We start from the raw sequence: 22149 nt of genomic DNA, 5'->3' as shown, positions 1-22149 counted from the left end.
TCAACTTGCTCTTGTATTTAGATGAGATGGTAGCGATCCAACAACCACCTGCTGAGTATCGTCGTCCCAGAAATAGTAGATACGCAAGCACCTCGCAGGATCCCTCGTATTTCCTCCATTCTGTAGATGCATATCCAACAATCTCTTTCTATTGTTTGCGCCCCACTGAATCTCGAAGGTGCCGCCCTGCTCCTTAAGAAGGTGCTCCGCCCCACTGGACTCATTGTGCACCCCTAGACCCGCAAGAGTATCGGCGTTTTTCTGCAGCAGATCGTTGCCGCCTTCCGTCTTCATTTCCCAAAATTCAGTCGCGAGGTACTCAAGGCAACGATAGACAAGTTGAATATCAAGAAACGCCGCATCCTTTGCGTCTCGCTGCGCCCGTGGCGTGATTTTCAATCTTCCCAAAAAATATTCATCTGCCCAATCTTCGATACTTTCTAGATCCCTCGGGTATGTGATCTTTACTGTTGGCAAGTCCGATATTATCTTTTTCTCCAACCCTACCAACCTTCCCCTTAGGAATAGGTTGGTGGATTCCAGATCACTGGCTCGAGCGTCCGACACACTCCGCTTTTTTTCCTCCTCCGTGACCATCGATTCTAAGGCTTCGATTTCACGCTGCTTTTCTTTTAATTCTTGGTCTGCAAGAGCCAGAAGGGCTGGATAATCTTGATCATGAAGAGCAACTTCGCGTTGCTGCTGAAGCTCAATCTGCTTAGCCTTCGTAAAGAGCGGCAAATCGACGGTGTCATCGATTGAGGTTGCTGAATTACGAGTCGCCATCGATATCAGCGTATTAGCAAAAGCGTCTGGACCTTTCCCTTGCCAATCAGCAATTTGTGAAGCCAGCGCCAAGGGATGTCGATAAGGATCATCATCAACCGACACTGCGGGAAGGTAAGTTCGGACGGCGCGGCGAAAAACCGATAGTCTTTTGCCAATCACATCGGAGAGGCGAAATGCCTGCGGCCCTGAAATTACCACTACGTGAGCAGTGCCTAGGCTCCTTTGAGCTAAGTTGTATGGGTTAACTGCAGCCGTTTTAGGGTCCAATTCTGTTTCATCCAAAGAAATAGCAAAAACCGGATTGCGGCGATTCCGATCAAATAGCAGGCCTACTCTAGCTTTTGATTGTCATCGACAATTAATGGATCGACCGTAAGTTTCCTACCGTTTCTGAAGAGCCCAGGAAAATCCGCCAATTGACGGACAATCCCTGGAATAGACGGCATATAATTTGGTTCAGCCTCATTCGTTGCAACGACCAGTCGGACTCCAAAACTGGCGGCATCAGCTTGTCTGGCAATAGATAATTCGGTTGTCCAAGTTCTACCTGGGACATTTTTGTCGGGATCGTCACAGCGAACTGCCCAATATTCACCATTGGGGATCTCGATCCGAACGCCCGCCGTAAATCGACCCGGCGTCATATGTTCGAACGTTTTGCCCTCCCAAGCTTCAGCTGGCAGCGTCCCCACGCGGAGCTGCAACCAGTTTAGGATGAGCTGTCTCGACTCCTCAAAAGACTGCTTCTTATCCACCCCTCCAAGCTTTGCCGTGACAGAAACAACGTGCTTGATGAGCGGGCTACTAATTCTTTGGCGGTCTCGAAGTGGCTTTAATTGCTCAGACAACAACAATGACATGGCCACTCCACAGTTCTGAAAATTGGTATAAGTGAGATAGGATTTGTTTTACATTTTGCCGAACGATCGAAATCGAAATTAGCTCACGACCCCGGTAAGCGCTACTTTCGCTGTTTTGGCTTTAGCCCTCTCCAGCTTGTTCATAGCTTTCCGCATTCTGGCGACTGCTTCCTTCGCCTTGTCCCCTTCGATCGTGTCTCGCTTGATCACTTCATTTTCGATCAACTGCGACAGGTTCTCGTTGCCGACCTTGATGTCGGGAAACAGCTTTCGGATTTCGCGACGCACCACCGAAATTACCGCTTCGGACCGAATGATCGCCGAGACCGTAAACTTGTTGAACAACTGGGCCTGCTGGTGAAAGGCATCCATCGCATCGGTTGTCAGCCCTTCCTTGGCGTATAGGAAAAGGCACTGCAGATGATCCTCGTTCTTGGGATTCATATCCGCGAGTACGATGCGGCAAACTTCTTCGTGGCTGATCTGGTTTGCCACATAGATACGGACCAGTCGCCACTCGACCGCATTGGTCAGGATCACCCAATGAATGCCCTGATGAGCTCCATAGTCGATAACTTGCCTCAGGTGATTATCGGCCAAGCTGCTGCCGGTCGATTTCACTTCGACAAGCAATCGTAGTTTTCCTGCGATCTTGATGGCGAGATCACAATATGTCGCCTTGATCTGGTGTTCGGAGGTCAGTTCGTCATACTTATCGTAACCAAATACATCAGCCAGGATGTCCTTGACCAAGGTAACCGTGTCAGCCTCCGCGACATCCGATTTTTGCTGAGCCAGCGTAATCCGCTGATACTTCTTGAGATTCGACGCAACCCGTTCGACAAATTTCTTCGGTAATTTGTTCAATGACTCACCCTCCCTATCCCCGACGGGAGTTGAGAACGAGTTTACTTGAAAGACAAGTAAAAACTTATGTTCCGCGACTACTCACGCCACCGCCACACACTCGATCTCGATATCAAACTCCATCGGCCAAGACGCCACAGGCACAAAACTCCGCGCCGGCGGGTTGACGCTGAAATACCTGGCATAGACCCGGTTGATGGCGTTGTAGAAGCCGGAATTGACGGCGTAGATGCGCACCATCACCACATTGTCGAGCGAGGTGCCGGCCGCTTCCAGGCAATGTTTCAGCGCCTTCAGCGACGCCTCGGTCTGCACCTCGATGTCGCCGCGCACCATCTCGCCGGTCACCATGTCCACCGGCGGCGTTGCCGAGATGAACACGAAGCCGTTGGCCTTCACCGCTGTCGAGCAGGGAAGGCCGAGCGCCCGCACCTTGGCGGACATGACGGGGACTTCGATGATTTCTTTCTTCATGGCAAATCTCCCTTGTTTGCAGGGAGCTTATCCCCGCACTGGCGGAACGCCAGCGCCGTTCTTCCCTTCTCCCCTTGTGGGAGAAGGTGGATCGGCGCGATAGCGCCGAGACGGATGAGGGGTGTTCCAGCGGAGTGAGACGTCGGCGTTTCCTGGAACACCCCTCATCCGACCTCGCTTCGCGAGGCCACCTTCTCCCACAGGGGGAGAAGGAAGATGCGGCGCTAAAGAAAACCAATGAACCGTCCGGCGAAAAGCACTGATGTCCACAGCAGTATCGAGAGCACAGCCAGGATGGTGCTGCCGGCCAGCTCGTCACCGCCTCTGGCGAAGCGCAGGAAGGTGAAAAAATTGACGCCGGCGAGAAGGATGAGTGCCATCTTGGCGAGGAAAACCGGCATCGCCGCATAGGTGCTCGCCTTGACCGAAAACAGCAGCGAGCCTGTGACGAGCGCACCCGCGAATGCACTTAATGCAATGCGGCGCAGCAGCGCGACGAATGCGGCTTGCGGCAGCGAACGGAAAGCGCCGCAGATCCTGAGGTCCATGAGAACGACGCTGGTCAGCAGCGCACCGATCGACATGATGTGGAGCGCATTGACTATGGGATAGGCGACGAAGGAAGCCTTCAGCCACCGCGCCAACGCAAGCTGCTCGATGCCAGCGAGGAGCTCGGCCATTTACGCCGGCGGCACGCGGTCGGGATAGACATCATAGGTTTTCCCGCCGACGATGACGCGGACAGCTTTCATGCGCTTTTCGCTCGCCTCGAGCGAGCGGTTGCCGATCGCGGTCACCTCGTCGCCGACCTTGGCCACCTCCTCCGTGAAGCCGGCCGCGATGGTGCGTGATGGCGGCGCCATCTCCACCCGCCAGGCCTCACCCTCCGCGTCGACATCCAGCGTGGCGTGCGGATTGCCGATATAGATGGCCGTGATCTTGCCCTTGAGTTCGAAAAACCCATCTTGTGTCCACGACCAGCCGTGATGGGCATAGGCCGCGGTGCCGGCGGCAAGCATCACGGCCGCCGTCAGCGCGACGCTGCGAATTGCCTTGAACTGCATCGCTCGTCTCCTCGGTTCATCCCGCAGGCACTTGAGAGTAGGACACGGCGCGGCAACGTCAAATCATATCGAGCGAAAGACTGGACCGCCAAGCGCCCGCCCAATCGCCGGCATGACGCCTTGTTAATGACACCCATGCGCGCCACTCTCTCTTTCCTGGCCGTTCTTCCCCTGGGCTGAAGATCGGACTCCCATCGGAAACGAGGCGAACCATGAGCAGCATGAGAGACCGTCAGGAAGGCTTCGAAAAGAAGTTTGCGATGGACGAGGAAACGAAGTTCAGGGCCATGGCGCGCCGCAACAAGCTGCTCGGCCTGTGGGCCGCCGAAAAGCTCGGCAAATCCGGTGCTGACGCCGACGCCTATGCCAAGGAGGTCGTGCACGCGGATTTCGAAGAGGCAGGCGACGACGATGTGTTCCGCAAGGTCCGCGCCGACTTCGACGCGGCGGGCATCGCCCAGTCGGATGGCCAGATACGCACCGCCATGGAAGAGCTGCTGGTGACCGCGGTCGAGCAGATCAGGTCGACCTGAGCGCCGCTCAGCCTTGATCGGTATAGGGCGTGCCGTGCTTAAGGCACAGGGCCATATTGTGGTGTTGGTTGGCCAAGCGGGCTGGCTTCCATCGTAGCGCTCTACGGCGCCCCCCTCTGTCCTGCCGGGCAGGACAGAGGGGGGCGCCATAGTGAACCGCCCTCACCCCTGATGCGCGGCGGCCAGTTCCTTCACGTGTTTTTCGTGCATCTGCAGCGTCGGCAGGGTTTTCTTGGCGAATTCCTTCATTGCCGGGTCGTCGCCGGATTTCGCATAGCCGCTGAACAGCGCGACGGCTTCCTTGTGAGCGTTGGTCTGCATCTCGATGTATTTGGCCTGGAATTGATCGCCGCTGGCGCTCTTCAGCTCATCGAGCATCTTTTGCTCCTTGGGCTGCAGGGCCGGACCGGACGGTGCGGTGGCCGAGGTTGTCTGGCCCTGGGCAAGCGCCGCCTTGAATTCCTCGCCGGCCTTGGTGTGATCGGCGATCATCTGTTTGGCGAACGCCTTGACGTCGGCGTCGGTCGCCTGTTGCTCGGCGAGCTTGCTGGACTGGATCTCGAACTCATTGGCGCTCGGCACCGTCTTGATGAAGGTCGAAGTGTCGACCTTCGTCGTGGCGGCGAGCGGCGTGGTCGTGGCGGTCGTGTTCGACTGGGCAAAGGCCGGCGCGCCGGCAAGCAATGCTGCTGCGGTCAGAATGGTAAGCGTCTTCATGGCATGTCTCCGGTTGGAATTGTCCCTCGGACAATCCAACGTCGCTTGGGCACTCCGGTTGCAGGTCATGAGGAAGAAGCCTGCGCGTGTCGCCTCGATTACCCGAGCCGCGGCGGCTGACCAGAGCTACCTTTCAGTGGCAGCAAGCCTCGCCATATTGCAGCTGCTCGTTCCAGTTCGGGCGGCCTTCCGGCGTGAAATCCATCAGGTTCCAAAGCGTTTCGCAGGTGCCGAGGCCACGCGGATCCTGACCGGGCTCCGTCGGTGCGAAATCCAGTTCCGAACTCCAGAAATGGCGTATGCCGTCGGGGTCGCGGTGAAACACCGACAGCAGCGGGATCTGTGAGCCGTCGGCCGCCTCCGCATTGTAGTCGCGCTTGAAGCTGTTGGAAGCCGAAGACACCAGCCGCATGTTGCGCCAACCCCGATCGCGGCCGAGCGTGACCAGGTTTTCGAGCGCGGTCTTGCCCACCACCGCGAAATTGAAGCCGGCCGCCTGGAGATGCCCGACCGCGCCGTCGAACTGATCGAGCAATGCCGTGCAGGACGGACATGGCTGGTCCGGTCGGGCGAGCTTCGCCGTGCCGCCGCTGGTCGCCACATCGCGCTTCTCCTGCGGGTGGCGCGGGAACATCATGTTGTAGAGGATCAGGCTGTCCTTGCCGGGCGCGAACAGCTCCGACAGCCTTGTCTTCGCGGGCTTGCCGTGGGCATCCAGTGCGTCGAATTCATAGTCCTGGCGGATCAGCCCGCCCGGCGGCAGCGCGCGCCGGGCCTCGGCGACCTCTTCCATGACCCTGCGCAGCTCGATTTCCTTCTTCAGCAATTTTTCGCGCGCGGTGCGGTATTTCGCGGATTCGTTGGGAAAGGTGATCATGATCGGCTCCTTCAAGTCGCGGCGCCGGCGTCCCGGCGCGGTTGCTCTGCGACCCAAGGACGTTTGGCGGCGATCGGCTCCGACATTTTTTGCGCATGGTGAGATGTCGTAATACCTGTCCGGGCAGCGTGATCCGGGGGACGAAATGCACGACGACGAGATCGATCTGCGCTGCCCGCAAGTGGTGACCGACAATGCCGCCAAGGGCCTCAGGCTGCGCGGCGAGTTCGGCCGCGGCGGCACCGAGATCGGCGTCGCCTGCGCCACCGAACTAAAGAACCGGGAAAAGCTCGCGCCCTCCACCATTCGCCGCGTGGTCAGCTATTTCGCCCGCCACGAGGTCGACAAGCGCGGCAGAAATTACGGCAATGAGCAGAACCCTTCGGCCGGCTACATCGCCTGGCTGCTGTGGGGCGGCGATGAAGGCCGCACCTGGGCGCTTGATCTCAAGCAGAAGATCGGCAACGCGCCGGACATCTGACAACGGTCCGCACTAGCTGACCGCTCCTCACCCCTTGACCCCGCCGGCGGTCAGGCCGGAGACGATCTTGCGCTGGAAGATCAGCACCAGCACCACCAGCGGCACCGTGACGATCACCGAGGCGGCCATGATGTTGCCCCACGGGATCTCGAACTGCGAGTTGCCGGAGAGCAGCGCGATCGCCACCGGCACGGTCCGCTGTACGTTGTTGGAGGTGAAGGTCAGGGCAAACAGGAACTCGTTCCACGCACCGATGAAGGCCAGCAGTCCGGTGGTCGCCAGCGCCGGCCACATCAGCGGCAGGAAGACCCGGGTGACGATGATCCACGGCGTCGCGCCGTCGAGGATCGCCGCCTCCTCGACCTCGACCGGCAGGTCGCGGACGAAGGTGGTGAGCACCCAGACGGTGAACGGCAAGGTGAAGATCATGTAGGAGAAGATCAGCGCGAACAGCGAATTGTAGAGGCCGAACATGCGGACCAGTTCGAACAGCCCGGCCAGCAGCGCCACCTGCGGGAACATCGACACCGACAGGATGATGAACAGCAGGGCCGAGCGGCCGCGGAATCGAATGCGCGCCAGCGCGTAGGCTGATGTGACGCCGAGCAACAGCGACAGCGCGACGACTGCGCCGGAGACGAAGAGCGAGTTCGCGAGGTTGCGCACGAAGGCGCCCTCGATCAGCACGTTTCTGTAATTGGCGAAACTGATCGTCGTTGGCCACAGATCAGCCCGGAACAGATCGGTCCCGGATTTCAGGCTGGTGACGATGGCGTAATAGAACGGGAACACCGCGACGAAGACGATTGCCCCGACCAGCAGGTAAAAGGCCGTGCGCTTCACGATCCACATCTCAGCGGTCCCCGTCCAGGCTGATCCGGCCGATCCGGATGGTGACGATGGTAAGCAGAGCGAGGATGAGGAAGAGCAGGGTCGAGGCGGCGGAGCCATAGGCGAATTTGTCGAACTCGAACAGGTTCTCGCGCGCGAACACCGACATCGACTTGGTGTGCACATTGTTGGGTGTCAGCACATAGACCAGGTCGAAGATACGCAGCGCATCGAGCGCGCGGAAGATCACCGCCACCAACAGCGCCGGGCGGATCAGCGGCAAGGTCACCCGCCAGAAGATCTGCCAGGGGTTGGCGCCGTCGAGCCTGGCGACCTCGATGATCTCCCTCGGCAGCATCTGCAGCGCGGCCAGGATGAGCAGCGTCATGAATGGCGTCGCCTTCCAGATATCGACGATGAGGACCGCCGCCATCGCGGTGTCGGCGTTGGCCGTCCAGGCGATCTTGGTGCTGATCAGGCCAAGATTGAGCAGCACCACATTGATGATGCCGAACTGGTCGTTGAGCATCCATTGCCACATCTTCGCCGAGACGATCGTCGGGATCGCCCAGGGGATCAGGATCGCCGCCCTGACGATGCCGCGGCCTCTGAATTCGGCGTTGAGAACCAGGGCAACGATGGTGCCGAGGATGGTCTCACAGGTCACCGAAATGAGGGTGAACCGCACCGTGTTCCAGACGGCACGCCACCAGACAGGGTCGACCAGCAACCCGTCATAGAGGGTCCGGCCGCTTGGCATGTGAAGTACCGAAAAGTAATTGGCGAAGCCGACCCATTGGCGCGCGTCGAGATCGGCCAGCGAGGCGTCGGTGAAGCTGAAATAGACCGTGCGGGCAAGCGGCCAGCCGGCCGCCGCGGCGAGCACCAGAAGCATTGGCGCCAGGAAAAGCCACGCCGAGCGAACGCGCTGTGCCCTCAACGGCGCGTGCGCGGCCTTGGCTGTTTCCGGTTTCATCCCTGTCATCTCGCTCCACTCGCTGCGGTCCCGCCGGCCGGCTGTCCCAGTATCGTCACCAGCCTCGGCCCTTCAGCTTGGTCAGCGTCGCTTCGAGGTCGGCTAGATTGTCGGCGGCAGTGCCGTCGCCCGAGAGAGTGCTGTGAACGGCGTTCCAGAACTGGCTCGACGCCTCGTTGTATTTGATCCTGGTGGCGGCCGAGGGGCGCGGCACCGCATTGAGAAAGATCTGCTTCCAGCGCGGAATAATCGGGTGTTGCCTGGCGATGTCGGCATCGTCATACAGCGCCTGGATGGTCGGCAGATTGGACGTCTTCAGCGCGCGGTATTTCTGCATCGCGGGCGAAGCGATGAACTTGACCAGTTCGATCGCGGCATCCGGATGCTTCGAATATTTGGAGACCGCGAGGTTCCAGCCACCCAACGTCGCGACCGGTCGGGCGCCTTCGCCGGTGCCGGCCGGCAGCGGCGCCACGTCGAACTTGCCCTTGATCGGCGAGCCCTCGCCGTTGCCGAGCGCATAGGCATAGGGCCAGTTGCGCATGAACACCGCGTTGCCGGTCTGCCAGACGCCGCGCGATTCCTCTTCCTGGTAGGCGAGCACGCCGGGCGGCGCGATGGTCCCAACCCAGCCCTTGACCATATCGAGCACCGCCGCCGCTTTTGGATTGCTGATGGAGATGGAGCCGTCCGGCTCGATGATCTGGCCGCCACCATTCGACATCACCCATTCGAGCGCGTCGCAGGTCAGCCCCTCATAGGCGTTGCCCTGAAAGACGAAGCCCCAGATATCCCGATTGCCGGCTGCACGTTCCTTGTCCATGACCAGCCTGGCGGTGTCCGCCAGTTCCTTCCAGGTGGCCGGCACCTTGGCGCCATATTTGTCGAGGAGATCCTTGCGGTAGTAGAGCGCCGGCGCATCGGTGAAGATCGGCAAGGCGACGAGCTTGCCATTGACGGTCTGCGACCGGATGATCGACGGGAAATGCTCGGCCACGATGTCCCTGGTCGCTGCGGTCAAATCGACGAGCTGGCTGGCGAGCTGCGGCGCCCAGATCACGTCCGTCTGGTAGACGTCGATGTCGCTGTTTCCGGCGGCAAGCCACAGCCGGTACTGGCCGAACTGGTCGGTCCCGGACGTCGGCATGACGACGATGTTGACCTTGTTGCCGCTGTCTTTCTGGTAACGGTCGAGGATCTCGCGCAGCACCTTGATGCCGTCGCCGGTATCGCCCGACACCATCGACAGCTCGACGGCCCGCGCCGGCGTACCAACCAGCATGGCGGCGACGCCGAGCGCCAGGAATGCGTGAGAAAACTTCATGGTGATGGACGTCCCTCCGCGGCCGGCCACGGAAAATCCTCCCACGCGCCGGCAGCTTGTCAGGCCCTCACCTCCCATTGAATGCGAAGCGGCGCTTTGGGTTCCCAAATCGCGCCGTTCCTGCGTGAGGCGACACCCATCAGGGGGTGTTGAGATTCAGGTCAGGCCGAGTCGAAAATGGTGGTTTCCGAGAACCGGAGCGGAGCGTACTTTTGGGTACGTGAGCACCGGAAGCGCAGGAAGCCATCATTTGCAGGCCGGCATCACCTGAATATCAGCACACCCTAGCCTTCCCAGGCGACAGGCATCATACCCAGCCGCTCATAGAGCCGGACGGCGGCGGGATTCTCGACCGTGTTGGTCTTGAGGTCGACATGGTCGGCGCCGCGTTCGCGAAAAACGGCGAAGGCGTGCCACATCAGCGCTTCGGCAACACCCTTGCCGCGCGCCTCGGGATGAACGGCAAGATCCTTGACGAAGGCGCGGGTCCAGCACAGCGCCGCCGCCGCCAGCCGGCCCTTGGCGTCGATGACGAGGAAGCACAGCGCCGGGTCGAATTCGGGATCGTCCGCGATACGCGGCCACCACTCGTCGAACGGACCATCGGCGCCGTCATCGAACACTTCCGTCAAAAGCGCATGCAGGGCGGGCGCGTCACCAGGCTCGAAACTGCGCATGACAAAGCCGTCGGGCCAGTGCGGCGGAACCAGCGTCTCGTCGAGGATCTTGCGCAGCCGGATGTCGTTCAGGGCCGGCGGGCGCGGTTCAGGCATCGCGCTCAGGCGTCGGGTTGCAGGCGACGGCGCTGGCGGTCGCGGCCAAGGCCGGTCGCCTCGAGCAGGCCCTTGCGCTTGGCGTCGTAATAATAGCCGGTCTGATAGAGCCAGTCGGCCTTCTTGGCGTTGCCGCCGGCCACCAGCCAGGCGCCGCGCAGATATTTGACCGCGTATTTTAGATTGGTTTCGGCGTCGAACAGGCCCTTGGCCGGTCCGTCATAGCCCATGCCGCGTGCCGTCGCGTGCTTGATCTGCATCAGTCCCCAATGGCCGTTGTTGTAGGCTTTCGGGTTGAAGGTGCTCTCGCGGTTGACGACATGGCGCACCAGGTCCACCGGCACCTGGTAGATCGCCGCATATTTCTCGATCAGCCGCTCGACATCGCCACGCACGCCCGTCGCGTGTTCTTCTTGCACGGGCCCTGCCGGAAACTGGACCAGGGCCGCCGGGTTCTGCGGCACGACATAGGCGACCTGCTGGACGCCGGGCATGCGGTCGCCCTTGGCGGTTGCCGGCACGATCAGCCCCGCGGTCGTATAAGTCTCGGCCGCCTTGCCCGGTTCGTTCGCATTTGCCGGCGGCGGCGCCTGCCAGGCATTGGCGGTCATCACCGCGGGCACGGCTGGTGCCGCCGGTGTCGATCCGGCAAAAGCGGCGGTCGCCGCAGCCGGCTGTGCGGCGGAATCGGGCGGCAGCTCGGCCGTCTGAACGGGGGCGATCCCCGATGATTCCGGCAGCACCGAAACCGTCTCCGGCAGAGGCACGGTGAAGCCGGCATCAGCGCCGGCGGCGGTCGCTGTTTCGGTGAGAGCAGGCGCGGACTTCATCTGCGAGGTCGACGTGCAGCCGCTGATGCCGGCGGCGGCCAGGATCACGCCGATCGCGATAAGGTTGAGTTTTGCTGGCAAGCCGCGCTCGGGTCCGGTTTGTCGGGTTGTTAAGAAATCCCTTACACCAGCGATTCAGGCCGGGCAATCGGGGCGATCAGGTGGTTTTCGGGTGGCGAGACGCGGGCGGCGATGCCATATTGTTCTGGATATGTACTGGGACGAATCCCGGATTTCGCCACTTTGCGGGAAGGAACGCATCATGGTCACGACAGCTTCGATCACGGCCGGCCACGCAGTGTTAGAAACAGTGATCGGTTTCATGGGCATTGCCTGGAGCGAAAAGGGCCTGATCCGGCTCTGCCTGCCCGAACGCAGCCGCGAAGCGGTGGAACGGCGGCTGCTGCGCCATGGCGGCGTTTCCAGCGCCACGGCGCAGCCGCCATGGGTGGTCGAGCTGATCGCAGCGATCAAGGCCTATGCGGCGGGCGAGGATGTCGATTTCTCCGCCGTACCGGTCGATCTCGACGGCGTCGACGATTTCCACCTCGCCATTTACGACGCGGCGCGAAAACTCTCCTTCGGCGAAACCACCACCTATGGCGAGCTGGCCAAGACCGCCGGCCATGCCGGGCTCGCCCGCGAAACCGGGGCCGCCCTTGGCGCCAATCCGGTGCCGCTGGTCATCCCTTGCCATCGCATCCTTGCCGCCGGCGGCAAGATCGGCGGCTTCTCGGCGCCGGGCGGCTCTGTCACCAAGGAGAAGATGCTGGCCATGGAAGGCGTGCGCGTCGGCCCGCCGCCCCCGGCGCAGGTATCGTTCGGGTTTTGAGCGGCGGCCGGCGTTGGCAGAAGGCCTGGATCAGTACATCGGTCGCTTATTGACCGGGTTGGCGGGCACCGGCTGCATCACGTCCCAATGCTCGGCGATCTTGCCGTTTTCAACGCGAAAAATGTCCACGATGACGGTCTCCGGCATGTTGCCTGCCTTCGGTTGAACGACCTGGGTCATGACGAGGTCGCCTTCGGCGATCACCCGCTTGAAGTCGACTTTTTGTTTTGGCCAATTGGCGACACCCATGCTTTCGAGAAGCTTTTTGACCGAGTCTCGGCCATCCGTCATCGTCGGGTTATGCTGAATGTAAGCCTCGGCCCAATAGCGGTCCAGCGCGGCAAGGTCATGGTCGCCGAACAGCGCCTGATAGGCTTTCAGGACAAGCGTCCTGTTTTTTTGAGTCAATTCATGCTGTTGCAGCACCTGCTTGACCGGCTTGGTGTTTCCCGCATGCGCCGCGGCGGTGAGCGCCGCGACCGCGAAAGCGGCCGCCGCGAAGGATTTAAGTTGCAGCACGGATGTCTCCCTCGGTTGCTTCGGTGTCAGGCCAATGCGCGCGCAACGAGCACCGTATCGACATACTGCCGCATGCGGATGATCTTGCCGTCCCGCAGTTCGTAGAGATGAGCGAAGGGGGCCGTCATGGATTTTCCCGTCGCCTTATATGTACCGGAATACACGCCGAAGGCCGCCACCCGGTCGCCATCGGCAATGAAGCTGTGCACGTCGGCGTGGTATCCGATCCACTCCGAGCCGAGCCGCTTGAAGACCCCCTGCATCAGGGCCTCGATGCCGACATAGGTGCCGGCATAGGGGAATCCTTCCGCCTCGGTCCATTCGATGTCGGCGGAAAGAACGGCCAGCAGATTGCGGCCGTTCTCCTCGGAAGTTCCCTCGTAGGTTCCACGGATCAAATCGAGGTTCGTCGCCATGTCAGCCCCACTTCATCTCGCCCTTGGCGACCTTGGATCCGACATCGAGGGCGACGCCCATACCGAGGCCGGGGAAGCGGGTCTCCATGGCGGCCTTCAACGCGGCGCTGTCTGCCGCCTTGTCCAGTTCTTCCTCGAAGGTGAGGAGATAGGACTTGGTGAACTCCACCGCCGAAGGACCGATCGCGGCATCGGGGGCCATGTGGCCGGGCACCACGACAGCGGGCCTGCGGGCGGCAATCGCGTCCAGCGTCTTGATCCAGGCGGCACGGCTTTCCCTGGTCTGCGTGTCGGCGGTCCAGACGTGAACGCCCGAGAAGATCATCACCCCGCCGAAAACGGCATTGAGCGACGGCACGAACAGATAGCGGCGGTTGGCCAATCCTTCTTCCGCATTGACGATCTCTACAGTCTCGCCATCGACCGTCAGCGTTGCGCCGTCGAATGCCTCGGGGAGGACGATGTCGGAAAGCGCCTGCGGGCCATTTTCCTTCAGTTGCGGACCCCAGACGGCGAGCTTCTTCTCCACATTGCCCTTGATGGCTTCCAGCGTGGCGGAGGCAGCGATGACTTTTGCCTCCGGGAAGGCGTCCCTCACCGGCTTCAGGCCGAAGTAGTAATCGGGATCGGACTGAGTGACATAGATGGTGGTCAGCTTCTTGCCGGTGGCCTTGAGGGCATCGGCGAGCGCCTTGCCGTCCGGATAGGTGAAGCCGCCGTCGATCAACAGGGCTTCGCTCGGCCCCGACAGTAGCACCGGCGCACGGAAGAAACCGTTTGGACCCGCCGGGAAGTGTTTCCAGCCAAGCTTGGCGCCGGCGGCCTGGCCGCTGTCGATGGGCGCGAAAACGGCGGTTGCGCCGAGGGCCAATGAGGTCTTCATGATCTGTCTCCTCGTGAACATGGAATATCTCCGTTGAATGAAAGGGGATCGGGTGCGGCTACGGGCCCGCAGGGCGGACGGTAGACGGCACGGTAAGCCCTCTGGATTAATCAATAAATTGGCCGTAATAATACAAACTGTATGTTGAAAGCTTACAATGAGCCTTCGTGGTGGAATCGATAAACCTCAATCGCCTCGCCTATTTTGCCACCGTGGTCGACGCAGGTTCCTTTACCCGCGCGGCCGAGCGGCTTGGCATCACGAAAACAGTCGTCAGCCAACAAGTCGCTCGCCTCGAGGCTGAGCTGCGGACCACGCTTCTCGTGCGCACGACGCGAAGGGTCGAGCCGACGGAAGCAGGCCGTCTTCTGCATGCACGCTGCGTTCTGATCCTGCGGGATGTCGAAGAAGCGGTCGCCGAGGTTGGCGAGGCCAACGCCGAGGTGGCCGGTGTGCTGCGTGTTTCCGCGTCCAATGACTATGGCGCGATCGTGCTGGCCCCGATCGCCGCCCGCTTTCGCCAGAGATTTCCGGCCTGCGGCGTCGAACTGGTCATTTCCGATGCCATAATTGACTTGATCGGCAACAAGATCGACCTGTCCATCCGGGTTGGCTGGCTGGATGACTCCAGCCAGCAGGCGCGACGCATCGGCACCTTCCGGCAAATCCTGGTCGCGTCGCGGGATTTCGCGGCCGGGATCAGGGTGAACAAGCCGGAAGATCTTTCTTCCTTGCCGCTCGTTGCCAATGCCGTGCTTCGCAAGCCGTTCACCTGGAACTTCACCCGAGGCGATTCCGAGCCGCGCACCATCACCCTGCGCGAGGCGTTCTCCATCAACTCGACGCCCGCCGTACTGGAAGCGACGCTCGCCGGCGGCGGACTGGCAGTTCTGCCGGACTATCTGGTCGTCGACTATCTATCGCAAGGCCGCCTCGTCCACGTGCTCCCCGACTGGGCGCTGCCCTCCGGCGGCATTCACGTGGTCTATCCGGCGGCGCGCTTTCGCCCGCAAAAGGTGACGCAATTCGTGTCCATGCTCACGGAACATATCCGGGATTGAGAGCAATGGCTGCCGGTCGACAAGCGCTAGTTGTTATGGAAGAACCGCCGGCGGAAATGCCGGTCGTTGTCCGGCCGCTTGCAGTTGTAGACCGGGCAGGACTTTGTGTCGGCGCTCGGCACGTAGGCTCGTGTCCTCACCTCGCCCATGCTGCAGAATCGCTGGCTCTGCACATAGCGGTCGTAGAGCGGCAGTCCCGGCACTCGCTTCGACTGGTAGCGCAGGATGACCGCCCCCTGCCGGGCGATCGTCGCCTGAACCTTGCCGCAGCTCATACGCGTCGGGTCGTAGCGCGAGATCGCCTGAGCCTGAGCGGCGACAAGCGTCAGGCAGGCGGCAAGCAGAATGGTTTTCATGGTCCTCTCCCTGATCCGCCGCCCAGGGACGTCGCGATCCGTCGTGACGCTCTCACGCGATTGGGGCGGCCATTGGGCAGCGCCCTGATCACGGCTTTCTCACACAGTCTTGTTTTTTGTGCGAAAGCAGCCTATATGCCTTCCATTGATATTTCGGCCGATCGATCCGGGCCTCGCGATAATCGCGTTTGCTGACGTCTATCTCCAAAATCTCGATGCACACCGGCTGGACCTCGGTCCGGTCAATCTAAAGCAAATGTGAAGGACTATCTAAATGGCAACTGGAACGGTCAAGTGGTTCAACGCCACCAAGGGCTTCGGCTTCATTCAGCCTGACGCGGGCGGCGCGGACGTATTCGTCCACATCTCCGCTGTCGAGCGTGCTGGACTGTCGACCCTGGTCGAAGGCCAGAAGATCAACTTCGAGATCGAGCAGGACCGCCGCACTGGCAAGTCGTCCGCTGGATCTCTGAGCAAGGCAGCCTGATTTTGCGATAGCGCGCGCCGGGCGAGAGTTCGGGGCGCGCGGCAAGTCACGGATGTACTGACAGTCGCGCGAGAAGCGCGCTGGAGCGGAAAGACCCGACAAGCTGGATCAGCAGATAGCTGCCAGCCCGGACCGGACGCTCCCGATCAGGCTACCAAGCATGGGAAGGCGGGATTTATCCCGCCTTTTTTGCTATCTGGGTTAGGTGGCGCAGCCCGCACTATGGTTCCAACTTGTGGTACTTTTAGCCCAGTAGTGGTACCATTCGGCCATGACCAAACTTGAGCAGATCGAAAAATCCGTCGCCGAACTGAGCCCCGAGGAACTGAAGGCGTTTGCCGCCTGGTTCGAGGCGCTCCAGGCGGATATGTGGGACCGGCAGATGGAAGCCGACGCGAAGGCGGGCCGTTTGGACAGGCTTGCCGAACAGGCGCTGGCTGACCATCGCGCTGGTCGGACGCGGCCTCTGTGAACCACGTCGCCTCTCCATCGTTCTGGGAGGTTTATGAAAAACTGCCATCGTCAATCAGAGCAAAGGCGGACAGGCGTTTTGCCCGACTGCGTTCGATCCTTTTCATCCCTCACTGCATTTCAAACAGGTCGGTCGCTATTGGTCGGCGCGAGTTGACGAAAACTATCGGGCTGTTGCCATACGCAACAATGAAGATGTGATCTGGTTCTGGGTCGGCACCCACGCCGACTACGACCATTTGTTGAAATAGCCCCTCCTTCAGGAGGAGAAGGCTACCCCACCCACTCGATCGGCACATGCCCCGGATCCGCTTCCACGCGGCCAAGCCATGCCGACACCGCCGGATAGGCGTCGAGCTGGAAACCGCCCTGCTCCGCCGTATGCGTATAGGCATAGAGCGCGATGTCGGCGACGCTGAGCGCGCTGCCGGCGAAGAAGGCATTGTTTTCCAGATGCCTGTTCATCACGCCGAGCGCCTTGTTGCCGCGCTCCAGCGTCACCGCCAGCCGCTCCGGGGTCGCATCCCCAGCACGTTCGGGAAAGGTCAGCAGCGCCTTGCGCACGGCGATGTAGGGCTCGTGGCTGTATTGTTCGAAGAACAGCCATTGATACGCGAGCCCACGCTCATACCTGTCCGCCGGCAGGAAGCGTGTGCCTTCCGCGAGATAGAGCAGGATGGCGTTGGATTCGGCCAGCCGCCGGCCATCGTCGAACTCGAGCAGCGGCACCATGGCGTTCGGGTTCTTGGCGACAAAGTCGGCTTTGCGTGTGTCGCCTGTGTGCGAACTCACCTCGACGTTGGTGAAGGCCAGGCCAAGCTTCGCCATCAGCAGGCGCGGCTTGTAGCAATTGCCGCTGTCTATCATGCCGTAAAGTATCATGGCTGTTCCCCCGAGCACTGTCTCCGCGCGATTATCGCAGCGGCGGCGGACTCAACCAATGATTTGTTTTGTCGCGACGATCAGCGCCGCTGATGTGTGAATAGTGGCGCCCCTAGCCGAACAGCGGGACGACATTGCCGCCGGTACCCAGCAGCGTGTCGATGTTCAGTGGCTCTTCCTCGAAAACGGTCCCCGCCAAGGCTGGGCGGGCGAGGAGAAAACCCTGCAGCAGGTCGACGCCGCCTTCGAGCGCGACGCGCAGATGGGTGGGCTGCTCGATGCCTTCGACCAGCACCTTGGCGCCGCGGTCATGCAAGCTGGAAACCAGCGGGCGGAAGAACCGTTCAGCGGCAGCGTGGCGACAGAACTCCGCGAACCAGGTGCCATCGATCTTGACGATGTCGGGCTTGAGCAGGCTCACCCGCTCCTCGGTCGAGTGCCCGGTGCCGAAATCATCGATGGCGATGCGGATGCCGTCGCGCCGCATTTCGCGCACCAGCCGCGCGAGAAGCGCGTCGTCCGCCGCCTGTTCGGTGATTTCGCAGACCAGCATGGCCGGCGCCAGGCCGAACTCGCCGAGATGCCTGGTCATCAGGCGAATCTCGGCCAGTGCCCGCCCGGCATGGTCGTTGATCAACGGATTGTAGTTGAAGAACAGGTCGAGCCCGTCGACGCCGATATTGCGAAAATTCCTGAGATGCAGCGCCCGGCACGTGGTTTCCACAAACAGCCGGTCCGAGACGGCAACGCTTTCGAAGAACATCTTTGGCGCGCCGGGGCGGCCCGCACGGTGCGGCTCGATCAGGGCTTCGGCCGCGACCGCGTGAAGGAACCGGCCGCGCGGCGCGAAAATCGGCTGATAGGCGCTGCGCAGCCGGAACTCGCCATACATGCCGTATTCGATGCCGACTTCGTCGACCCGGATCGCATCGCCGACATTGCGCCGCCGATCACCTCTCATGTCGCCACGCGGCGCCCAAAGGCCTTGACCGGCCGCGCCGAAGGCGTTGCCACGGCAGCAGCCGACGTGTCGACGGCGGCAGCGACAGGCGCCTGCCCGGCCTTGTCGAAGACGCCAAAGCTGGTCGGCGCCAATTCGGGTCGCGCCAGCACGAAACCCTGCACCATCGACGCACCCGATTTCTCGGCGAGCTCCAGTTGCCAGCCCTCCTCGATGCCTTCGAACACCGTATGGATGCCTTGCTCCTCGAAGTTCTTCACCATGGTGGTCAGCAACGCGAAGCCGGCGCCGGACTCCATCAGTTGCGTGATCCAGTAGGCATCGAACTTGACGATATCCGGCCTCAACTCCTTGACCCGGTTGATGTCGGAATCGTCGGCGCCATAATCGTCGACGGCGATGCGGAAACCGTTGGCTCTCAGTGCCGCGACGAAACCGTGCAAGGCTTCCTGCGACGCCGATCGCTGCTCGGTCACCTCGCAGACGACGCGGCGCGGGTCGATGCCGGCCTCGTGCAGCACGAGCCGCATTTCGCGCAAGGCAGCGTCGGCAACAGTGCGTTCGGTGAACACCGACGGGTCGAAATTAACAAAGATCGACGCTTCCCGCGGCAGGCAGGCACCGGCGTTGAGAAGATGCAGCGTCCTGGTCAGCGCCTCGATATGCAGCCGGTCGGCGGCCGGACAGGTCGAGAAGAAATTCATCGGCGATTGTGGCTCGCCGTCGCGGAACGGTCGGATCAGCCCTTCGAACGCGACCACCGACAGCTTGCCTTCCTTGAAGGCGAAGATCGGCTGGAAAGCGCTTTGCAACGTGTAGATGCCCCAGACACCGGTGGAGGTGCCGTCGTCCTGACGGATGATGTGGGCAAGCCCGACGCTGCGCGACACGGTTCCTCGCTCCGCAATTGGTCTGCGATCCTGCCACTCAAGCCTCTACCGCTCGTTAATGAATTTATTGTTGCCGACCCCGGGTCCGATCACAGCTCCTTGAGACCTGGATCAGCCGACAATGCTTGCGTTGCGCGAAATCATGCGACATGAGAAGCGCCGCGGTCGCTCCTGGCCGCGCCGATCTTCCATGGAGACGTCAAGCTCATGGCCTTTCTTGCCGACACCCTTTCGCGCGTGAAGCCTTCCGCCACCATCGCGGTCACGCAGAAAGCGCGCGAGCTGAAAAATGCCGGCCGTGACATTATTGGCCTCGGCGCCGGCGAGCCGGATTTCGACACGCCCGACAACATCAAGAATGCGGCAATCGAGGCGATCCGCCGCGGCGAAACCAAGTATCCGCCGGTTTCGGGCATCGTGCCGCTGCGCGAGGCGATCGCAAAAAAGTTTAAGCGCGAGAACAATCTCGACTACAAGCCCGAGCAGACCATCGTCGGTACGGGCGGCAAGCAGATCCTGTTCAATGCCTTCATGGCGACGCTGAACCCCGGCGACGAGGTCATCATTCCTCGCCCCTACTGGGTCAGCTACCCCGAGATGGTGGCGATCTGCGGCGGCACCTCCGTGTTTGCCGACACCTCGATCGACAACGGCTTCAAACTGACCGCTTCCGTGCTGGAAAAGGCGATCACGCCGAAGACCAAATGGCTGCTGATGAACTCGCCGTCGAACCCGTCGGGTGCCGCCTATACCGAGGCCGAACTGCGCGCTCTGGCCGACGTGCTGTTGAAGCATCCGCATGTCTGGACGCTGACCGACGACATGTACGAGCACCTGACCTATGGCGATTTCGTCTTCAAGACCATCGCCGAGGTCGAGCCTAAGCTCTACGAGCGCACGCTGACCATGAACGGCGTGTCGAAAGCCTATGCAATGACCGGCTGGCGCATCGGTTATGCGGCGGGCCCGGTCCAACTGATCAAGGCGATGGACATGATCCAGGGCCAGCAGACATCGGGCGCCTGCACCATCGCGCAATGGGCATCCGTCGAGGCGCTGAATGGCCCGCAGGATTTCATCGCCAAAAACAAGGCGATCTTTCAAGGCCGTCGCGACCTCGTCGTCTCGATGCTCAACCAGGCGCGCGGTATCACCTGTCCGTCGCCGGAAGGGGCCTTCTATGTCTATCCCTCCTGCGCCCAGCTGATCGGCAAGAAGACCAAGGCCGGCAAGCCGATCGACACCGACGAAACCTTCTGCTCGGAATTGCTCGAAGCCGAGGGCGTCGCGGTGGTGTTCGGCTCGGCCTTCGGCCTCGGCCCCAACTTCCGCATCTCCTACGCCACCTCGGAGACGCTTCTGGAGGAAGCCTGCACGCGCATCCAGCGCTTTACGGCTTCGCTGACCTGAGCGGCGCACTTTGAACGCAGAACCCGGCTTCACTGCCGGGTTTTCAATGGGCCGTCAGCCTCACGCCTCGTGCTTGGTCTCTTTGGCCGAGCGCGCCTCGGCCGGCGCCAGCACGGCAACCAGCAGTGCGGCGGTGAGGAACGCGCCTATCGCCGCCGTCAGCATCGCGGCATGGAAGCCGCCGGCATAGGCGGCAGCATAGAGTTCATGCACGCCGCTTTCGCCCATCGCCGCATCGGTTGCGAAATCATGCCGCGAAATTGCAGCACGGGCGACCGCTTCCGCCTTGGCGACACCGGCATCGCCGAGATACCCGGTCAAAAGGTTGGTTGCCCGCATGCTCATCAAGGCGCCGAGCAAGGCGATGCCGATGGCAAGACCGCTCTGGCGGGTGGCATTGATGACCGCCGACACCATGCCCGAGCGTTCGCGCGGCGCATAGGACATGGCGGCAGCGCTGCCGGTCGGGATTGCAAGCGCATTGCCAAGGCCGCCGATGGCGAACAGAAGGCACAGCGTCGCGTAGGACGTCGAAGGACCGGCCCAGCACATGCCGAGCATGGACAAGCCGATAGCAACATAGCCGATGGTCATCAGCGCGGAGTGACCATAGCGCGCGCTCAGCCTGCCGATCCACGGCGACACCACGATCTGGACGATGAAGGTCGGCGCCATGCGCAGGCCGGTCTGCGTCGGCGACCAGCCCTGCACCTGCTGCAGGAACATCGAGAAGAAGAAGACGCTGGAATAGGAGGTGAAGCCGAGCGCGAACGAAGCGACATTGGCGACGGCAAAGCGGACGTCACGGAACAGGCCAAGCGGCAGCATCGGCCGTGCCGTGCGCGCCTCGAAGCCGAGGAAAGCAGCCAGGCCGACGACACCTGCGATGAGCGCCGTGACCGTCCTTGGCTCGCCCCAACCATTAGAGATCAGGCCAAAGGTCAGCGCCCCCAGCCACAGGATGCTGAGAGCCAGGCCGACGAGATCGAGATGGGCATGTTCGGGATGCGCCGTCTCGTTGATCGAAGCAGCACCGAGCGCGATCGTGATCAGACCAAGCGGCAGGTTGATCAGGAAGATGCTTTGCCAGCCGACGGTCTCGACCAGGATGCCACCGAGGACGGGACCAACGAGCAGAGAGATGGCGGCGAACGACGCCCAGCCGCCAATGACGCCGGCGCGCTGGCGCGCATCGGGAAAGGCTTGCGTCAGGATCGACAGCGCGCCTGGAATGAGCAGCGAGCCGGCGATGCCCTGTACGACCCGGCCAGCCAGCAGCACCGGCAAATTGGGCGCGACGGCGCAGATCAGCGAGCCGGCCACGAAGATGCCGACGCCGGCCAGCCATGAGCGCTTGCGGCCATAGCGGTCGCCGATCAGGCCGGACGACAGCATGAAGGCCGACAGGCACAGCGTGTAGGCGTCGACCACCCATTGCAGGCCGCCGAAATCGGTTTGCAACGCCTGCTGGATGGTCGGCAGCGCGACATTGACGATGCTGACGTCGAGCAGAGCCACGAACGAACCAAGATAGACAGCGGCGACCAGGGGCAAACGGTGCTTTGACATGGCTAGTCCGGACGTG

Annotated in this window: 28 protein-coding genes and 1 pseudogene; 8 read left to right on the top strand and 21 right to left on the bottom strand. The window is 61.5% G+C overall.

Annotation, left to right across the window (positions count from 1 at the left end):
* From A9K65_RS11940 to A9K65_RS11915, 6 genes are all read right to left on the bottom strand, one after another.
* Positions 1–1056: a hypothetical protein gene (locus tag A9K65_RS11940; RefSeq protein WP_157678468.1), complete on the bottom strand. Its 1056-nt coding sequence runs from the start codon at positions 1054–1056 to the stop codon at positions 1–3.
* 62 nt (positions 1057–1118) lie between these two features.
* Positions 1119–1649, bottom strand: coding sequence for a hypothetical protein (locus tag A9K65_RS11935; RefSeq protein WP_064994541.1), 531 nt, complete (start codon positions 1647–1649; stop codon positions 1119–1121).
* Between the two features lie 78 nt (positions 1650–1727).
* Positions 1728–2516: a type I restriction enzyme HsdR N-terminal domain-containing protein gene (locus tag A9K65_RS11930; protein ID WP_064994540.1), complete on the bottom strand. Its 789-nt coding sequence runs from the start codon at positions 2514–2516 to the stop codon at positions 1728–1730.
* An 81-nt stretch (positions 2517–2597) separates the two neighbouring features.
* Positions 2598–2990, bottom strand: a complete 393-nt coding sequence (locus A9K65_RS11925; protein ID WP_027039300.1) for a RidA family protein — start codon at positions 2988–2990, stop codon at positions 2598–2600.
* A gap of 224 nt (positions 2991–3214) precedes the next feature.
* Positions 3215–3670, bottom strand: coding sequence for a hypothetical protein (locus A9K65_RS11920; protein WP_064994539.1), 456 nt, complete (start codon positions 3668–3670; stop codon positions 3215–3217).
* A complete protein-coding gene (locus tag A9K65_RS11915) occupies positions 3671–4054 on the bottom strand; it encodes a DUF6152 family protein (RefSeq protein ID WP_027162092.1) in 384 nt (127 codons plus the stop codon). It abuts the gene before it with no gap.
* Positions 4055–4266: 212 nt separating this feature from the next.
* On the opposite strand from A9K65_RS11915, the gene A9K65_RS11910 reads away from it, so the two are divergent.
* The gene (locus A9K65_RS11910) at positions 4267–4587 is read left to right on the top strand and encodes a DUF1476 domain-containing protein (RefSeq protein WP_064994538.1); all 321 of its coding nucleotides are present in this window, start codon (positions 4267–4269) and stop codon (positions 4585–4587) included.
* Positions 4588–4749: 162 nt separating this feature from the next.
* Here the strand turns inward: A9K65_RS11910 and A9K65_RS11905 are convergent, their stop codons facing one another.
* Both A9K65_RS11905 and A9K65_RS11900 read right to left on the bottom strand, forming a co-directional pair.
* Positions 4750–5304 carry a DUF4142 domain-containing protein gene (locus A9K65_RS11905; RefSeq protein WP_027162094.1) on the bottom strand — a complete coding sequence of 185 codons (555 nt, stop codon included), beginning with the start codon at positions 5302–5304 and terminating at the stop codon, positions 4750–4752.
* Positions 5305–5437: 133 nt separating this feature from the next.
* The gene (locus A9K65_RS11900; RefSeq protein ID WP_064994537.1) at positions 5438–6181 is read right to left on the bottom strand and encodes a DUF899 family protein; all 744 of its coding nucleotides are present in this window, start codon (positions 6179–6181) and stop codon (positions 5438–5440) included.
* Between the two features lie 145 nt (positions 6182–6326).
* Between A9K65_RS11900 and A9K65_RS11895 the strand changes: the two genes are divergently transcribed.
* On the top strand, positions 6327–6662 hold the full coding sequence (locus A9K65_RS11895) for a hypothetical protein (RefSeq protein WP_064994536.1): 336 nt from the start codon (positions 6327–6329) through the stop codon (positions 6660–6662).
* 27 nt (positions 6663–6689) lie between these two features.
* On the opposite strand, the gene A9K65_RS11890 is transcribed toward A9K65_RS11895, so the two are convergent.
* The 5 genes from A9K65_RS11890 to A9K65_RS11870 form a co-directional block, all read right to left on the bottom strand.
* The gene (locus A9K65_RS11890) at positions 6690–7514 is read right to left on the bottom strand and encodes a carbohydrate ABC transporter permease (protein ID WP_064994535.1); all 825 of its coding nucleotides are present in this window, start codon (positions 7512–7514) and stop codon (positions 6690–6692) included.
* Position 7515: 1 nt separating this feature from the next.
* Positions 7516–8478, bottom strand: a complete 963-nt coding sequence (locus A9K65_RS11885; protein ID WP_064994534.1) for a sugar ABC transporter permease — start codon at positions 8476–8478, stop codon at positions 7516–7518.
* Positions 8479–8524: 46 nt separating this feature from the next.
* Positions 8525–9793, bottom strand: coding sequence for an ABC transporter substrate-binding protein (locus tag A9K65_RS11880; RefSeq protein WP_064994533.1), 1269 nt, complete (start codon positions 9791–9793; stop codon positions 8525–8527).
* Positions 9794–10077: 284 nt separating this feature from the next.
* A complete protein-coding gene (locus A9K65_RS11875) occupies positions 10078–10566 on the bottom strand; it encodes a GNAT family N-acetyltransferase (protein WP_024504138.1) in 489 nt (162 codons plus the stop codon).
* A 5-nt stretch (positions 10567–10571) separates the two neighbouring features.
* A complete protein-coding gene (locus tag A9K65_RS11870; protein WP_064994532.1) occupies positions 10572–11477 on the bottom strand; it encodes a lytic transglycosylase domain-containing protein in 906 nt (301 codons plus the stop codon).
* A 181-nt stretch (positions 11478–11658) separates the two neighbouring features.
* On the opposite strand from A9K65_RS11870, the gene A9K65_RS11865 reads away from it, so the two are divergent.
* Positions 11659–12228, top strand: coding sequence for a methylated-DNA--[protein]-cysteine S-methyltransferase (locus A9K65_RS11865; RefSeq protein ID WP_064994531.1), 570 nt, complete (start codon positions 11659–11661; stop codon positions 12226–12228).
* Positions 12229–12258: 30 nt separating this feature from the next.
* On the opposite strand, the gene A9K65_RS11860 is transcribed toward A9K65_RS11865, so the two are convergent.
* Genes A9K65_RS11860 through A9K65_RS11850 form a run of 3 tightly spaced genes read right to left on the bottom strand, consistent with a single transcriptional unit; the run spans position 12259 to position 14067 of the window.
* A complete protein-coding gene (locus A9K65_RS11860; RefSeq protein WP_013530094.1) occupies positions 12259–12747 on the bottom strand; it encodes a nuclear transport factor 2 family protein in 489 nt (162 codons plus the stop codon).
* A 26-nt stretch (positions 12748–12773) separates the two neighbouring features.
* Positions 12774–13163 carry a nuclear transport factor 2 family protein gene (locus A9K65_RS11855; protein WP_013530093.1) on the bottom strand — a complete coding sequence of 130 codons (390 nt, stop codon included), beginning with the start codon at positions 13161–13163 and terminating at the stop codon, positions 12774–12776.
* A gap of 1 nt (position 13164) precedes the next feature.
* Positions 13165–14067: an MBL fold metallo-hydrolase gene (locus tag A9K65_RS11850; RefSeq protein ID WP_064994530.1), complete on the bottom strand. Its 903-nt coding sequence runs from the start codon at positions 14065–14067 to the stop codon at positions 13165–13167.
* A 149-nt stretch (positions 14068–14216) separates the two neighbouring features.
* Between A9K65_RS11850 and A9K65_RS11845 the strand changes: the two genes are divergently transcribed.
* On the top strand, positions 14217–15107 hold the full coding sequence (locus A9K65_RS11845; protein WP_064994529.1) for a LysR family transcriptional regulator: 891 nt from the start codon (positions 14217–14219) through the stop codon (positions 15105–15107).
* A 26-nt stretch (positions 15108–15133) separates the two neighbouring features.
* Here A9K65_RS11845 and A9K65_RS11840 read toward each other — a convergent pair whose 3' ends face one another.
* A complete protein-coding gene (locus tag A9K65_RS11840; protein WP_027162103.1) occupies positions 15134–15463 on the bottom strand; it encodes a hypothetical protein in 330 nt (109 codons plus the stop codon).
* 274 nt (positions 15464–15737) lie between these two features.
* Here A9K65_RS11840 and A9K65_RS11835 point away from each other — a divergent pair, with 274 nt between their 5' ends.
* The 3 genes and pseudogenes from A9K65_RS11835 to A9K65_RS35940 all read left to right on the top strand — a co-directional run bounded on the left by A9K65_RS11835 (position 15738) and on the right by A9K65_RS35940 (position 16672).
* The gene (locus A9K65_RS11835; RefSeq protein WP_010910991.1) at positions 15738–15950 is read left to right on the top strand and encodes a cold-shock protein; all 213 of its coding nucleotides are present in this window, start codon (positions 15738–15740) and stop codon (positions 15948–15950) included.
* A 271-nt stretch (positions 15951–16221) separates the two neighbouring features.
* The gene (locus A9K65_RS11830) at positions 16222–16422 is read left to right on the top strand and encodes a hypothetical protein (RefSeq protein WP_013530089.1); all 201 of its coding nucleotides are present in this window, start codon (positions 16222–16224) and stop codon (positions 16420–16422) included.
* Positions 16419–16672: pseudogene (locus A9K65_RS35940) on the top strand (hypothetical protein). Before A9K65_RS11830 ends, A9K65_RS35940 begins: the two are co-directional and overlap by 4 nt.
* Before the next feature lie 22 nt (positions 16673–16694).
* On the opposite strand, the gene A9K65_RS11820 reads toward A9K65_RS35940, so the two are convergent.
* From A9K65_RS11820 to A9K65_RS11810, 3 genes are all read right to left on the bottom strand, one after another.
* On the bottom strand, positions 16695–17303 hold the full coding sequence (locus A9K65_RS11820; protein ID WP_013530087.1) for a glutathione S-transferase family protein: 609 nt from the start codon (positions 17301–17303) through the stop codon (positions 16695–16697).
* Positions 17304–17415: 112 nt separating this feature from the next.
* Positions 17416–18264, bottom strand: a complete 849-nt coding sequence (locus tag A9K65_RS11815; RefSeq protein ID WP_064994528.1) for an EAL domain-containing protein — start codon at positions 18262–18264, stop codon at positions 17416–17418.
* Complete coding sequence (locus A9K65_RS11810) at positions 18261–19154, bottom strand: EAL domain-containing protein (protein ID WP_064994527.1); 894 nt, start codon at positions 19152–19154, stop codon at positions 18261–18263. The genes A9K65_RS11815 and A9K65_RS11810 overlap by 4 nt, the downstream gene beginning before the upstream one ends.
* 207 nt (positions 19155–19361) lie before the next feature.
* On the opposite strand from A9K65_RS11810, the gene A9K65_RS11805 reads away from it, so the two are divergent.
* Positions 19362–20564 (top strand): pyridoxal phosphate-dependent aminotransferase, encoded by a 1203-nt coding sequence (locus A9K65_RS11805; RefSeq protein WP_064994526.1) that lies wholly within the window; start codon positions 19362–19364, stop codon positions 20562–20564.
* 60 nt (positions 20565–20624) lie between these two features.
* On the opposite strand, the gene A9K65_RS11800 is transcribed toward A9K65_RS11805, so the two are convergent.
* The gene (locus A9K65_RS11800; RefSeq protein ID WP_084015995.1) at positions 20625–22133 is read right to left on the bottom strand and encodes an MFS transporter; all 1509 of its coding nucleotides are present in this window, start codon (positions 22131–22133) and stop codon (positions 20625–20627) included.
* Positions 22134–22149 lie beyond the last annotated feature (16 nt).

It is taken from the genome of Mesorhizobium sp. WSM1497 (genome assembly GCF_001672455.2).
GTDB classification, from domain to species: Bacteria; Pseudomonadota; Alphaproteobacteria; order Rhizobiales; family Rhizobiaceae; genus Mesorhizobium; species Mesorhizobium ciceri.
The sequence above is the reverse complement of the archived record's forward strand: the minus strand, read 5'-3'. Positions and strand labels throughout refer to the sequence as shown.

Coding starts and splice junctions, on each gene's coding strand:
- A9K65_RS11900 (WP_064994537.1), bottom strand. CDS start 6,181: ATGATCACCTTTCCCAACGAATCCGCGAAATACCGCACCGCGCGCGAA.
- A9K65_RS11830 (WP_013530089.1), top strand. CDS start 16,222: ATGACCAAACTTGAGCAGATCGAAAAATCCGTCGCCGAACTGAGCCCC.
- A9K65_RS11890 (WP_064994535.1), bottom strand. CDS start 7,514: ATGTGGATCGTGAAGCGCACGGCCTTTTACCTGCTGGTCGGGGCAATC.
- A9K65_RS11855 (WP_013530093.1), bottom strand. CDS start 13,163: ATGGCGACGAACCTCGATTTGATCCGTGGAACCTACGAGGGAACTTCC.
- A9K65_RS11925 (WP_027039300.1), bottom strand. CDS start 2,990: ATGAAGAAAGAAATCATCGAAGTCCCCGTCATGTCCGCCAAGGTGCGG.
- A9K65_RS11905 (WP_027162094.1), bottom strand. CDS start 5,304: ATGAAGACGCTTACCATTCTGACCGCAGCAGCATTGCTTGCCGGCGCG.
- A9K65_RS11815 (WP_064994528.1), bottom strand. CDS start 18,264: ATGAGAGGTGATCGGCGGCGCAATGTCGGCGATGCGATCCGGGTCGAC.
- A9K65_RS11850 (WP_064994530.1), bottom strand. CDS start 14,067: ATGTTCACGAGGAGACAGATCATGAAGACCTCATTGGCCCTCGGCGCA.
- A9K65_RS11875 (WP_024504138.1), bottom strand. CDS start 10,566: ATGCCTGAACCGCGCCCGCCGGCCCTGAACGACATCCGGCTGCGCAAG.
- A9K65_RS11920 (WP_064994539.1), bottom strand. CDS start 3,670: ATGGCCGAGCTCCTCGCTGGCATCGAGCAGCTTGCGTTGGCGCGGTGG.
- A9K65_RS11935 (WP_064994541.1), bottom strand. CDS start 1,649: ATGTCATTGTTGTTGTCTGAGCAATTAAAGCCACTTCGAGACCGCCAA.
- A9K65_RS11895 (WP_064994536.1), top strand. CDS start 6,327: ATGCACGACGACGAGATCGATCTGCGCTGCCCGCAAGTGGTGACCGAC.
- A9K65_RS11885 (WP_064994534.1), bottom strand. CDS start 8,478: ATGACAGGGATGAAACCGGAAACAGCCAAGGCCGCGCACGCGCCGTTG.
- A9K65_RS11820 (WP_013530087.1), bottom strand. CDS start 17,303: ATGATACTTTACGGCATGATAGACAGCGGCAATTGCTACAAGCCGCGC.
- A9K65_RS11915 (WP_027162092.1), bottom strand. CDS start 4,054: ATGCAGTTCAAGGCAATTCGCAGCGTCGCGCTGACGGCGGCCGTGATG.
- A9K65_RS11910 (WP_064994538.1), top strand. CDS start 4,267: ATGAGCAGCATGAGAGACCGTCAGGAAGGCTTCGAAAAGAAGTTTGCG.
- A9K65_RS11835 (WP_010910991.1), top strand. CDS start 15,738: ATGGCAACTGGAACGGTCAAGTGGTTCAACGCCACCAAGGGCTTCGGC.
- A9K65_RS11840 (WP_027162103.1), bottom strand. CDS start 15,463: ATGAAAACCATTCTGCTTGCCGCCTGCCTGACGCTTGTCGCCGCTCAG.
- A9K65_RS11800 (WP_084015995.1), bottom strand. CDS start 22,133: ATGTCAAAGCACCGTTTGCCCCTGGTCGCCGCTGTCTATCTTGGTTCG.
- A9K65_RS11880 (WP_064994533.1), bottom strand. CDS start 9,793: ATGAAGTTTTCTCACGCATTCCTGGCGCTCGGCGTCGCCGCCATGCTG.
- A9K65_RS11865 (WP_064994531.1), top strand. CDS start 11,659: ATGGTCACGACAGCTTCGATCACGGCCGGCCACGCAGTGTTAGAAACA.
- A9K65_RS11805 (WP_064994526.1), top strand. CDS start 19,362: ATGGCCTTTCTTGCCGACACCCTTTCGCGCGTGAAGCCTTCCGCCACC.